Source organism: Tatumella sp. JGM130, assembly GCF_018257525.1.
GTDB classification, from domain to species: domain Bacteria; phylum Pseudomonadota; class Gammaproteobacteria; order Enterobacterales; family Enterobacteriaceae; genus Tatumella; species Tatumella punctata.
Map to the genome: position 1 here is coordinate 99,226 of NZ_JAERJS010000003.1, position 12,968 is coordinate 112,193.

The 12,968-nt window shown below is 52.1% G+C and carries 9 protein-coding genes; 4 read left to right on the forward strand and 5 right to left on the reverse strand.

The window, feature by feature from the left end:
• Positions 1 to 207: 207 nt before the first annotated feature.
• Both gabP and gabT read right to left on the reverse strand, forming a co-directional pair.
• Positions 208 to 1,611, reverse strand: a complete 1,404-nt coding sequence (gabP, locus tag JK211_RS02305) for a GABA permease (RefSeq protein ID WP_212707059.1) — start codon at positions 1,609 to 1,611, stop codon at positions 208 to 210.
• 136 nt (positions 1,612 to 1,747) lie between these two features.
• Positions 1,748 to 3,004 (reverse strand): 4-aminobutyrate--2-oxoglutarate transaminase, encoded by a 1,257-nt coding sequence (gabT, locus tag JK211_RS02310; protein ID WP_212707060.1) that lies wholly within the window; start codon positions 3,002 to 3,004, stop codon positions 1,748 to 1,750.
• A gap of 110 nt (positions 3,005 to 3,114) precedes the next feature.
• Between gabT and JK211_RS02315 the strand changes: the two genes are divergently transcribed.
• Positions 3,115 to 4,629: a PLP-dependent aminotransferase family protein gene (locus JK211_RS02315; RefSeq protein ID WP_212707061.1), complete on the forward strand. Its 1,515-nt coding sequence runs from the start codon at positions 3,115 to 3,117 to the stop codon at positions 4,627 to 4,629.
• A gap of 33 nt (positions 4,630 to 4,662) precedes the next feature.
• On the opposite strand, the gene JK211_RS02320 is transcribed toward JK211_RS02315, so the two are convergent.
• Positions 4,663 to 6,039 carry an aldehyde dehydrogenase family protein gene (locus tag JK211_RS02320; RefSeq protein ID WP_212707062.1) on the reverse strand — a complete coding sequence of 459 codons (1,377 nt, stop codon included), beginning with the start codon at positions 6,037 to 6,039 and terminating at the stop codon, positions 4,663 to 4,665.
• A gap of 243 nt (positions 6,040 to 6,282) precedes the next feature.
• Between JK211_RS02320 and JK211_RS02325 the strand changes: the two genes are divergently transcribed.
• Entirely contained in the window at positions 6,283 to 7,041 is a 759-nt protein-coding gene (locus JK211_RS02325; RefSeq protein WP_212707063.1) for a glycosyltransferase family 2 protein, read from the forward strand.
• A gap of 53 nt (positions 7,042 to 7,094) precedes the next feature.
• Here the strand turns inward: JK211_RS02325 and JK211_RS02330 are convergent, their stop codons facing one another.
• Complete coding sequence (locus JK211_RS02330) at positions 7,095 to 8,432, reverse strand: MFS transporter (protein WP_212707064.1); 1,338 nt, start codon at positions 8,430 to 8,432, stop codon at positions 7,095 to 7,097.
• 126 nt (positions 8,433 to 8,558) lie between these two features.
• Entirely contained in the window at positions 8,559 to 10,589 is a 2,031-nt protein-coding gene (locus JK211_RS02335) for a choline transporter (RefSeq protein ID WP_212707065.1), read from the reverse strand.
• Positions 10,590 to 10,869: 280 nt separating this feature from the next.
• On the opposite strand from JK211_RS02335, the gene betI reads away from it, so the two are divergent.
• The gene (gene betI, locus JK211_RS02340) at positions 10,870 to 11,475 is read left to right on the forward strand and encodes a transcriptional regulator BetI (RefSeq protein ID WP_212707066.1); all 606 of its coding nucleotides are present in this window, start codon (positions 10,870 to 10,872) and stop codon (positions 11,473 to 11,475) included.
• Positions 11,476 to 11,478: 3 nt separating this feature from the next.
• On the forward strand, positions 11,479 to 12,951 hold the full coding sequence (gene betB, locus JK211_RS02345; protein WP_212707067.1) for a betaine-aldehyde dehydrogenase: 1,473 nt from the start codon (positions 11,479 to 11,481) through the stop codon (positions 12,949 to 12,951).
• The last annotated feature ends 17 nt before the right edge of the window (positions 12,952 to 12,968 follow it).

Consider the following 12,968-nt stretch of genomic DNA (forward strand, 5'->3'; position numbering starts at 1 on the left):
CAAGGTTGTGATCAGGATCATTGTCATTTAATACCCATTGAATCGCAAATTCCAAAAATGGCTATTCTAATTCCATTAGATAATAAGCAGCAACCATCACCTGCCGAGGCGGCTCCGCAGGAGAACGGCCACGCAACCGACAGAAAAAACTACCGCGGGCATCGGGCCCGCGGTAGTTCATCTCGCTGTGGTGCCGGCCGGGTAAAATTACGCGCCGCTGCGCCGTGTTTCCGTAAACCGGCGGCTGCTGCGCTGCCGGTGATGTAACGCCAGCCCGGTCAGTACCACCAGCAATGCCAGAATACCGGTAGCAATGATTTCGATACGGTGATCAGGCATAAACAACATAGAACCCAGAATCCCTGCAATCACCACTATCACAAACCAGGTCAGTCCCGGGAATAACCACATTTTAAAATCCGGGACTTCATCGCGGGCCTCCATTCGTTTACGCATTACCAGTTGTGAGCAGGCGATCACCAGATACACCAGCAAAGCAATGGCGCCTGAGCTGGCAAGCAGGAAGTTAAACACTTCTGCCGGAGCAACATAGTTGGCGAATACCGCCAGAAAAGCCATGGCCGTTGATAACAATACCGCTACCCGCGGTGTACCACTGCGGCTGGTTTTTGCCGCTGCCGCGGGTGCATCTTTACGGGTCGCCAGTGAATACAGCATGCGTGATGAGGTATAAAGTGCAGAATTCAGGCAACTGCATACCGCAGTCAGTACCACAATATCGACAATCAGACGGGCATGGGGAATATTCATCATTTCCAGTACCGTCTGGTAAGAACCTTTCGTTGCCAGATCCGGGGTATTCCAGGGAACCAGAGAAACAATAAACAGAATCGACAGCAGGTAAAACAGCGCAATTCGCCAGATGACTGAGTTAGTGGCTTTTGAAATCTCTTTGCCGGGGTTTTTCGACTCTGCCGCAGCAATGGTTACAATCTCAGTGCCCATAAAGGAGAACATCGTAGTCAGAATAGCCGCCAGTACCGCCCCGAAACCATGAGGCATAAAGCCGCCGCTGTCGTAGAGGTGAGACATACCACTGACTTCGCTGTCCGGCATCAGGCCAAAAATAGCCACACACCCCAGTACCAGAAACGCCACTATCGCTGCCACCTTCACCAGTGCCAGCCAGAATTCAAATTCACCGTAGTTTTTGACACTGAACAGGTTCGAGATAGTCAGCACCAGGGTAATTGCCAGAGTGAATTGCCAGATAGCCACCTGCGGGAACCAGCTATTGAGGATCGTCGCCGCCGCATTCGCCTCCAGCGGGATCACCAGTACCCAGAACCACCAGTACAGCCAGCCAATCGTGAAACCGGCCCAGCGCCCCAGTGCGCTATGGGCATAGGTAGAAAAAGACCCGGAATCCGGTGAGCTGACAGCCATTTCTGCCAGCATACGCATAATCAGCACCACCAGTGCACCGGCAATCAGATAAGCAATTAGCACTGCCGGGCCGGCTTCGGCAATCGCATGACCGGAGCCGACAAACAGTCCGGCACCGATAACGCCGCCAATAGACAGCATACGAATATGCCGCGATTTAAGTCCCGGTGAAAGTGTGTCTGTGTTTGAAGAAATTGTACTCATGATTTCCCTCATCATAATTTTATTTGCCGGGTACAGACAGGATGCTGCAACACGGTCGCTGGTCGGGAAGAGAGGTAACGGTGATCCCGGAGGGAACGGTCTCCGGGATAACACCTGTACTGCGACTGTTTACCTGTCAGACGGCATACTGCTGTAAGGCACGGGTCAGAATAGTCAGTCCCTGACGGAACTGTTCGGTCGGAATCGTCAGCGGATACAGGAAACGAATAACATTGCCTTTTTGTCCGCAGGTCAGCAGTAACAGGCCTTCGTCCATCGCCGCCGTCTGTACTTTTTTCGCAATCGCAGCATCCTTCAGCTCTGCCGCAACCATTGATCCCAGACCACGGACTTGTTTGATCGCCGGACAACGGCTTTTCAGTTCCTGCAGGCTGCTGACCAGTTCACTGCCAAGTTGCTGAGAGCGCTGACAGAGTTGTTCTTCGTCAATCACATCCAGTACCGCATGGGCCGCCGCGATCGATAACGGGTTACCGGCGTAGGTGCCGCCCAGCCCGCCCGGGTTAGGTGCATCCATCACTTCTGCGCGACCGGAAACCGCAGACAGAGGGAAACCGCCCGCCAGGCTTTTCGCCATGGTGATGATATCCGGTTTAACCTCGAAATTTTCCATCGCGAACAGAGTACCGGTACGGGCAAAACCACTCTGTACTTCATCAGCAATCAGCAGGATGCCATGCTGATCTGCCAGTTTACGCAGTGCCGTCATAAACTCAGAGGGTGCCACACGGAAACCGCCTTCACCCTGTACCGGCTCCAGGACGATAGCTGCCACATTGTGCGGGGCAATATCGTAATGGAAGATATCTTCGAGGCTGTCCAGAGCCTGCTCCACGGTCACTTCGTTCTCCACCGGGAAACGGGCATGGAATACGGAAGGTACCATCGGACCAAAATCTTGTTTGTAAGGTGCCACTTTACCGGTCATTGCCATGGTCATCATGGTACGGCCATGGAAAGAGCCGCCAAAGGTGATGACGCCATGACGGCCGGTATAAGCGCGGGCAATTTTCACTGCATTCTCAACCGCTTCTGCGCCGGTAGAGAAAAAAGCGGTTTTTGCCGGGCCTTCGACCGGCACCCGCTGATTAATACGCTCAGCCAGAGAGATATAGCTCTCATAGGGCACAATCTGGAAAGCAGTATGAGTGAACTTTTGCAGTTGCTCAGCCACGGCTGCCACAACTTTCGGGTGACGGTGCCCGGTATTCAGTACCGCAATTCCTCCGGCAAAATCGATAACTTCGCGACCTTCGGTATCGCGCAGGGTGGCATTTTCGGCACTGCTGACAAACCAGTCACACATTACCGCGTTGCCACGTGGCAGAGCATCTTGTTTGCGCTGGTTTAATGTTTCTTTAGAATCACTCATCTCTTTCTGCCTCGTTCACTTAACTTTTTTTTGTAATAAAACTGTATTTATTTATCCTTTCCGGTAGGGTATTTTTCCAGAGCCATTTACCAGCAAAATGAAGGTACCAATTGCGAACTCTTTACGCCGATCACCTGCTGGAACGTTTGCAGTTTGACCAGCAAGGCAGGCTCCACCAGCGGTTACTGCGGGTCTTACAGCAGGCTATTATCGACGGTGTATTTCCCCCTGAAACACGTTTACCGGCTACCCGTGATCTGGCTAAAGAGCTGGGAATATCCCGTAATACAGTACTGAATGCTTACGATAGTTTGCTGGCTGAAGGATATGTTACTTCGCGCACCGGTAGCGGTACCCGGGTGGCGAAAACCTTACCGGAATTCTGTCTGAACAGCGCCCGCCAGCAGATTCCTGAGGCCGCCGGGCAAGCCTTACCTGCAGGCCTGTCGTCCCGCGGCGCCGCATTACTCGGCCATGCCACCGCATCGCCTTTTCAGTGGGGAGCTTTTGTACCGGGTGCCCCGGATGTCACTGCATTTCCGCATAAAACCCTGGGTAAAATTCAGGCCAGACTGAACCAGCAACCGGAAATTAATCAGTTGATCTACAGCAATGACGGTGGCTGCGCCAGCCTGCGTCAGGCCCTGGCTGACTATCTGCGGGTAGCCCGTTCTATCCGTGCCGATGCCGACCAGATTATTATTACCGAGGGTATTCATCAGGCAGTGGACCTGGTGTCGCGGGTACTCTGCGACCAGGGCGAGACAGTGTGGATTGAAGAACCAGGCTACTGGGGAACCCGTAATTTATTACGTATTAATGGTCTGAATGTCCATGCGGTCCCGGTTGACGAAGAGGGGATGCTGCCGGAAATCACCGCGCGGCGACCGGCACCAAAAATGGTCTTTGTCACCCCCTCCCATCAGTACCCGCTGGGGGTACATCTCAGCCTGAGCCGACGTAAAACTCTGCTGGCAATGGCACGGCGTCATAAATTCTGGATCATTGAAGACGACTACGACAGTGAATTCCGTTTTTCCGGCAGCCCGTATCCGTCATTACAAGGGCTGGAAGAGGACGCACCGGTGATCTATATGGGAACCTTCAGTAAAACACTGTATCCGGCATTACGTATCGGTTACCTGGTGGTGCCTAAAAACCTGAAAACCGAATTACGTACCGCGGCCGCAGAACTGTACCGGGGGGGGCATTTAATTATTCAGCGGGCTATCTCTGAATTTATCAGCCAGGGGCATTATGCGGCCCATATCCGCCGTATGCGCCTGCTGTACAACCAGCGACGTAAATTTTTACTCAGTCTGATACAACGTTATCTCGGAGAAATGTTTATGCCCCGTTATACCCATGATGCAGGGCTGCATCTGGTTATGACTCTGCCGGATAAAAGTGATGATGTGGCGATTGCCCGCGATGCGTTATATAAAGGCGTCAGTGTCCGGCCATTATCGCAATATTATATGCAACGGCAGAAAAGACGAGGGTTACTGCTGGGCTATGCCTGCGTTAATGAACAGCAAATTTTTACCGCGTTTAACCTGTTACGTCAGTGTCTGATTAACGCCGGTCTTTGCCGTCTGCGGCCAGCCGCACAGAATGAGGAATAAACGTGCCCTGCCGGCAGGCAGGGCACGCAGAAATTAGCGACGGTTACGCCATACGGTCTGAATATTACAGAACTCATGCAAACCAAAATGGTTTAATTCACGACCGTAGCCGCTTTTCTTCACCCCGCCGATGGTCACACGCGGATCGGAAGCTCCGTAGCCATTAATAAACACTGCACCGGTTTCGAGGCTATCAGCAAAGTGATCGGCCAGTGCTTCATCGGCTGTCCATACCGTCGCACTTAGACCAAACTCGCTGTTATTTGCCAGCGCCAGCGCATGCTCTGCGTCCCGGGCCACGGTCAGGGCAGCCACCGGGCCAAAAATTTCTTCCCGGAACGCGGTCATCTGTTCACTGACATCAGCCAGAATAGTTGGCGCATAGTAATTGCCTGTTCCGGCAATTTTTTCACCGCCACACACCAGCCGGGCCCCCTGTTTCAAAGTATCCTGCACCTGCTGGTGTAACTCATCACGCAGGTCAAAGCGTGCCATCGGCCCCAGATAGGTTGTTTCATCCAGAGGGTCTCCGATTTTCAGTGCCTGTACTGCCGCGGTAAACCGGGTTTCGAACTCTTCAGCTACCGGCGCTTCAATAATGAAGCGTTTGGCAGCCATACATACTTGTCCGGTATTCTGATAACGGCCGGCGACCGCCGCTTTTACTGCTTCATCCAGGTCCGCATCGGCCAGTACGATAAAGGGATCGGAACCCCCCAGCTCCAGGACACTCTTCTTCAGTGCAGCCCCCGCCTGAGTGGCAATCGCCGCCCCCGCTCTGACACTGCCGGTCACGGCAACCGCAGCGACACGAGGGTCTTTAATCAACTGAGAAACACCGTCGTTATCCACATTCAGCAGCTCAAACGTACCTTGCGGAAAGCCGACCGAATTCATGACTTCCTGCAGTAAGGTGGCACATCCCATCACATTCGGTGCATGCTTAAGCACATAAGTATTACCGGCCAGCAGCATACCGGCGGCCCCCCGCAATACCTGCCAGTAAGGGAAGTTCCACGGCATTACCGCCAGAATAGTTCCCAGGGGACGAAACTCCTGCCAGGCTTGCTGGTTTTCGACCTGAGTTGGCTGTGCTGCCAGTACCGCCGGGCCATTATCCGCATACCATTCGCAAACCTGAGCACATTTATTCACTTCCGCCCGCGCCTGAACAACAGGCTTACCCATTTCCAGAGTCATCATCTGCGCCAGGGCTTCACAGCGTTCACGCAGCCGTGTCGCCAGAGTGCGTAATACTGTCACCCTGGTTTCCATCGGCGTGACTCGCCACACTTTTAAAGCATCTGCACTGCGTTGCAGGCTGCTTTCGATATCAGCGCTGCCCTGAAACGGGTAACGGGCCAGCTCTTCGCCGGTAGCAGGGTTAACAGAGATCGCATAATCGGTCATAAAACATCCTTACAACGGGTTAAAGAAGTATACTGACTACCATACGCCCTGTGATTAATGAATTAAAATGAATATTCATAACGAAGTTGATTATAAAAAATGAATAACCTGGCTACAGTTTCTATCACTCTGTCAGCCGTAAAACAGCTCCCGGTGAGTGACTGCCACACCAAAAGACCATAAAAGTATTGTGCTTTAATTATAATTACGCTCGGAAATCATAAACTGAACGAACCCGAAACAATGATAAAAATAACTGTTTGTCTGTTAACCTTTAACTCTGCACGTACCCTGAAGCAGGTTATACCTCCGGCGTTAACCATCGCCGATCAAATCGTGGTACTTGATTCCGGCAGCAGTGATGAAACCACCGACATCTGCAGTCACTATGGTATTGAAGCGCACTATAGTCCGTATGAAATGCATGGCCAGCAGATGAATAAGGCCATTGCCCTGGCAGAACATGACTGGGTATTTTGCCTCGACAGTGATGAGGTCCTCGACCGGCAGACTCTGGATTTTATTATGCGACTGAAAGCGGCCCCGGCAGAGCCGGCAGCCGATCAGGCATGGCGAATTTCCCGTTACTGGTACGTATTAGGCAAACAGGTAAAAACTATCTATCCGGTCGCGTCTCCCGACTATCCGGTACGCCTGTTTAACCGGCGTGTGGCAAAGTTTAATCACCGGCCGGTAGACGATGAAGTTACCGGGGAAAGCCACAGTGAGATTATCCCCGGACATGTCCGCCATGATACGTTCTATTCGCTTCATGAAATGTTCGCCAAGATGAACTGCTATACCACCCGGCTGATTAAATATCAGCGGATCCGCCCTTCACTGGCCCGCGGTGTTATCAGTGCCATCGGCGCTTTTTTTAAATGGTATCTGCTGAATGGCAGCTGGCGGCTGGGTAAAGTCGGGTTGGCTACCGGGATCTATGCCACCCTGTACAGCTTTATGAAATATTTTAAAGCCTGGTATCAGCACGGTAATAAATAATTCTGTCACAGCCCGTCCGCAACAATACCGGACGGGCTGTTTACCCGGAAAAATTAATGCGGATCCCGGGGAGGGTTTTCGCCGTTATCCGGCTCCGCAGGATGTTCTCCGTCAGCAGCCTCTTCCTCCGGTAGATTTACCATCGTATTCTGAATATCCTGTTCATCAATCACCGGGTTAAGTGCAGCCGCCAGTGGTGAACTCACCAGACCATCGGTTAATGGCACATGGGGCACCTGATTTTCCTGATCCGCTGCCAAATGCGGTTCCCGGACACGGGTTAACACAATAATGACCGCACAGCAGACCGCAAAAAACAGGTACAACATATTGCCGCCCAGTGGCTGCATCACCGCCCCGGTCAGTAGCGGCCCGATACTGGCGCCGATACCGTACGACATCAGCAGACAGGCCGTCAGCGATACCCGACGTTCGGCAATGATCCGGTCATTTGCCAGCGCAACCGCCAGCGGATATAACGCAAACTGCATCATGCTGGCAATAAAAGCGATGCCCAGCACCATGCTAAAACTGACATGTTTCAGCACTGCCAGCGGTAATGAGGCCAGCAGAAATAAAATGGCAGTAAAGAACAGTAACCGCTGCCGGTCATAACGGTCAGATAACCAGCTTAACGGGAACTGAACCACCAGCCCGGCAAAAATGGTTGCCGCCATAAATACGCCGATCTGTGAAGTCGAAAAGCCCATCTGACTGGCATACACTGGCGCCATACCATAGAAGGCCCCGGTCGCCATACCGGTCAGTAGGGTGATCACCAGGATCTTAGGAATCGCTTTCAGAAAATACCCCAGTTCAAGGGGAGCAGGCGACATGGGATGGACTTTAGTGCGGGTCGTCAGGGAGATAGGTACCAGGCATAATGCGAAACACAGAGCCACAATCAACAGAGGCAGGATACCAAACCCTGATTGCAGGGTAAGTATGATCTGTCCTGCGGACAACCCCAGGTAGGTGGCAACCATATACAGCCCGAAAATAACACCACGTTGTTCTGATTCAGCCTGATCATTCAGCCAGCTTTCCAGCACCATATACTGGCTCATCATGCACAGACCAATAATAAACCGCAGCACGATCCAAACGGGGATGTAATCATTGAGGCAGTGACCGATCACTGATGCAGTAATAATCCCTGCACAAGCCACATAGGCCCGGATGTGCCCTACCCTGGCAATCAGGTTATGGCCGACTTTTCCGCCGACCACCAGACCAATATAGTGGGCAGCGGTAATCAGACCAATCACGGTGCCACTGACATTCTGATGTGCCAGCCGTAATGAGACATAGGTTGTCAGTAAGCCGGAGCCCAGTAGCATCAGAAGTGTGGTGGTATATAGCGGCAGAAAGGTATTCAGAATTCTTTGCATTACATCTCCCTGAGAATAAAACCTCACCGGGTAAATGAATAACGTCCGAAAAACATGCGGTCCGGCCTGACCCGTTGTACTGCGGGGCAGGCCGGTGCAGGGGTGCCCCCTGCGCTTCAATCATCCTTACAGATGTGGAAAATTGATATGATTGCCGGGCGCTTCCCGATGTAAATGAATAAAGTTCAGGTGGCGTTCATATTGATCAAGGATATCAATGATCACCTGTTCTTTACTGTAGTCCATCAAATCGTTCCCCTGGCTACCTTCAAGTAAAAAAGTTTCCAGTCGATAGTAGGTGGACTTACCACTTCTGGCACGGTAAGTGAAGCCGGGGACAGAGTATTTCTGTGGCCAGATTTGATACATAAAGTTCTGCTCTTCGCCCAGATTCACCGTCAGTGCCAGATGCCCCAGGTCTTCACCTTCTTCCGCAGGCAGGTTTTCCAGCGTTACCTGAGCACCACGATACTCCAGCTCCTTCGCCACTTCCTGCATTGCGGGGTAACAGGTTTTATCCAGCATTTCACGGGTATAGGCCGTGCCGGGGTAGTTCATCAGCCGCGACAAGCGTTTTTTCCAGCTGCGGCGATCATTGGCTGTCGCCAGATACGGAGCCGTATCCCGGCTGGCACTGACTCTGCGGTAGTCTTCAACTTTCAGTGATTTATATAAGCCAGCCATCACAAAGAACATCACAAAACTGAACGGCAGCCCCATAATCACCGTCGTGCTTTGTAACGCAGAAATACCATTCGTCATCAGCATTCCCAGCGTCAGTACTCCGATAACTACCGACCAGAAGATACGGATCCAGTTGGGTGCATCGCTGTTAATATCTTTCAGGCGTGAAGTAAAGTTCCCCAGCACCAGTGCCCCGGAATCAGCCGAAGTTACATAGAACAGCAGACCGGTGATGGTTGCCACCGAAGCACTGAGCGTAAAGGCCGGGTACTGAGCCAGCAGGTTATAGAAACCACGTTCCGGATGGGCCATAACATCCATAGCGAACTGAACATTGCCATGAATAATCTGATACAAGGCAGCATTACCAAACACCGATAGCCACAGCAGGGTAAAAGCGAACGGGATAATCAGAGTCCCCAGGACAAACTCCCGGATAGTACGGCCACGTGAAATTCGCGCCAGAAACAGGCCGACAAACGGTGACCAGGCAACCCACCAGGCCCAGAAAAACAGGGTCCAGGTATTCATCCACTGGGTCGGGCGATCAAAGGCAAAGGTGTTCAGCGTCATGCCCATAAAGCGATTAATGTAATCACCGACATTCAGTACCAGTGCATTCAGCAGGAATTCCGTATTTCCAAAAAACAGCACGAAGATAATCAGACCTAATGCCAGCAACACATTCAGTTCCGACAGCATCCTGATGCCTTTATCCACCCCGGAGGTGACTGAAATCGTCGCAATAACTACCGATAATACAATCAGAGCCGCTTTTGCGCCCAGGCTGTCGGGAATATGGAACAGAACATTCAGGCCGTAGTTCAGCTGAACCACGCCGATCCCCAGCGTCGTGGCGATACCGAAAATTGTCCCGATCACCGCAGCAATATCTACCGTATGACCAATAGGCCCGTTAATTCTTTTACCAAAAATCGGGTACAGCGCCGAGCGGATCGTCAACGGCAGATTATAACGATAACTAAAGTAGCCGAGGGCTATCCCCATCAGGGCATACATCGACCAGCCAGTCATCCCGTAGTGGAATAATGTCCAGACCATCGCCTGGCGTGCAGCTTCCAGGGTTTGTCCTGAGCCTTCCGGCGGCTGCATATATTGTGTGACTGGTTCAGCAACCGAGAAAAACATCAGGTCGATACCAATCCCTGCCGCAAACAGCATCGCAGCCCAGCTGGGCAGACTGAATTCAGGTTTTGACTGCTCAGGCCCCAGTTTAATCGTCCCGAAACGGGACACAGCCATAAACAACACAAACACAATATACAGTGTCGCCGCCAGCATGTAATACCAGCCAAAAGTTGCTGATACCCAGTCTACGGCTGACTGGATAATTTTCGCGGAGGTGTCACTGTAGAAAAACGTCATCAGAGAAAACAACAAAATCAGCCCCGCGGAGGTATAGAACACCACAGGGTTGATTTTGTCTTTTTCGCTGGCAGGTGGGTTACCCATTAGTTACCTCTGTTTAACTTCACGATGAGATTAACAACAATATCACGGCACCTCCCTGCCCCGTGTCAATCTTTACAGGCGGTCTGGCCGTATCGCCTCACGCTGTATCTGACCAATTATTTATTTTAAATAACAATAACTTATATAATTTCAGTGCGGTAATCCCTGGCTGAAAAGCCGTACCGCATGACCACAAGCATAACAATTTCTGTTTTTATATTGAACATTCAATCAAAAAAAGTTTTAATGGTTCATATCAAAGTGTCGGGGAGTAAAGGGGATGCCTAAAGTCGGTATGCAGCCCATTCGTCGGCGTCAGCTTATTGACGCCACACTGGAAACCATTAATGAAGTCGGGTTGCATTATGCCACTATCGCGCAGATAGCCAGACGTGCAGGCGTATCTACCGGGATCATCAGCCACTACTTCGGAGACAAAAACGGACTGCTGGAAGCAGCCATGCGGGATATTACCACCCAGTTGCGTACTGCTATCCTCCGCCGCCTGCGGGGATTGCCAGAGACAGACACCCGCGCCCGGCTGTCCGCCATCGTCGATGGCAATTTTGACGATACCCAGGTACACAGTGCGGCAATGAAAGCCTGGCTGGATTTTTGGGCCAGCAGCATGCATCAGCCAATGCTGAACCGGCTGCAGGTTGCCAGCAGCCGCCGTCTCCTGTCGACACTGACCGCTGAATTCCGCCGCGAACTGCCAGCTGAGCAGGCAAGAATTGCCGGTTATGGATTATCAGCACTTATTGACGGGCTCTGGTTACGTGCTGCCCTGAGCGGTCAGCCTTTTGATCTGGCTGTCGCTAAAAAGCTTACGACCGACTTTATTTGTCAGCAACTGGCAAAGACTCAATCAACTGACGGAGAATAAACTATGTCCCGATTCGAAGAACAGTTCCTGTACATTAACGGAGCCCGCGTGCCCGCACAGAGCGGTTCCAAGTTTCAGACAGTGAACCCCGCCAATGGTGAAATTCTGGCTGACGTCCATGAAGCGGGTCAGCAGGATGTTGATCTGGCCGTTGCCTCTGCCCGTAAAGGTCAGAAAATATGGGCCGCAATGACCGCAATGGAACGTTCGCGGATCCTGCGCAAAGCAGTGGATCTGTTACGCGAACGTAACGACGAGCTGGCGGCTCTCGAAACGCTGGATACCGGAAAGCCCCTGAGCGAAACGCTGGCTGTGGATATTGTTACAGGTGCCGATGTACTGGAATATTACGCCGGACTGGCACCGAGCCTGGAAGGCCAGCAAATTCCGCTGCGCGACACCTCTTTTGTCTATACCCGCCGTGAGCCGCTGGGTGTGGTCGCCGGTATCGGTGCCTGGAATTACCCGATTCAGATAGCATTATGGAAATCAGCACCTGCCCTGGCGGCCGGTAATGCAATGATTTTTAAGCCCAGCGAAGTCACTCCCCTGACTGCACTGAAACTGGCAGAAATCTATACGGAAGCCGGTGTTCCTGACGGGGTATTTAACGTACTGCCGGGTACCGGTGCTGTCACCGGTCAGGCCCTGACCGAACATACCGGCATCGACAAAGTGTCATTTACCGGCGGCGTAGTCAGCGGCCGTAAAGTGATGGCTAATGCCGCAGGCTCAACCCTGAAAGAAGTGACCATGGAACTCGGCGGCAAATCGCCGCTGGTGATCTGTGATGATGCCGATCTGGACCTGGCGGCCGATATCGCCATGATGGCTAACTTCTATAGTTCAGGCCAGGTCTGTACTAACGGTACCCGGGTTTTTGTGCCCGCTACGCTGAAAACCGCGTTTGAAGAAAAAATTCTGGTCCGTGTTGCACGTATCCGAGCCGGATCACCTGATGATCCACAGACTAACTTTGGCCCGCTGGTCAGCTTTGCTCACCGCGATAATGTCATGCGTTTTATCCGTTCCGGTATTGAGAGCGGCGCACGTTTACTGGCCGGTGGCCAGCAAATGACGGCTGCGGGCTTTGAAAACGGTGCCTGGGTCGAACCTACTGTCTTTACCGACTGCCACGATGACATGGAGATCGTCCGCGAAGAAATTTTTGGCCCGGTGATGTCAATTCTCAGTTATGAGAGTGAAGAAGAGGTTATCCGCCGCGCCAATGATACAGACTTTGGCCTGGCGGCAGGTGTGGTTACTCCGTCTCTGAACCGTGCCCACCGCATTATCCACCAGCTGGAAGCCGGTATTTGCTGGATAAATAGCTGGGGAGAATCTCCTGCCGAGATGCCTGTCGGGGGTTATAAGCATTCAGGGATCGGCCGCGAAAACGGTCAAATGACACTGCAAAGTTACACCCGGGTGAAATCTGTTCAGGTCGAACTGGAAACCTTCCAGTCCGTATTTTAAACATCTAACCTGAGGAA

Coding starts and splice junctions, on each gene's coding strand:
- gabT (WP_212707060.1), bottom strand. CDS start 3,004: ATGAGTGATTCTAAAGAAACATTAAACCAGCGCAAACAAGATGCTCTG.
- JK211_RS02330 (WP_212707064.1), bottom strand. CDS start 8,432: ATGCAAAGAATTCTGAATACCTTTCTGCCGCTATATACCACCACACTT.
- JK211_RS02320 (WP_212707062.1), bottom strand. CDS start 6,039: ATGACCGATTATGCGATCTCTGTTAACCCTGCTACCGGCGAAGAGCTG.
- gabP (WP_212707059.1), bottom strand. CDS start 1,611: ATGAGTACAATTTCTTCAAACACAGACACACTTTCACCGGGACTTAAA.
- JK211_RS02325 (WP_212707063.1), top strand. CDS start 6,283: ATGATAAAAATAACTGTTTGTCTGTTAACCTTTAACTCTGCACGTACC.
- JK211_RS02335 (WP_212707065.1), bottom strand. CDS start 10,589: ATGGGTAACCCACCTGCCAGCGAAAAAGACAAAATCAACCCTGTGGTG.
- betB (WP_212707067.1), top strand. CDS start 11,479: ATGTCCCGATTCGAAGAACAGTTCCTGTACATTAACGGAGCCCGCGTG.
- betI (WP_212707066.1), top strand. CDS start 10,870: ATGCCTAAAGTCGGTATGCAGCCCATTCGTCGGCGTCAGCTTATTGAC.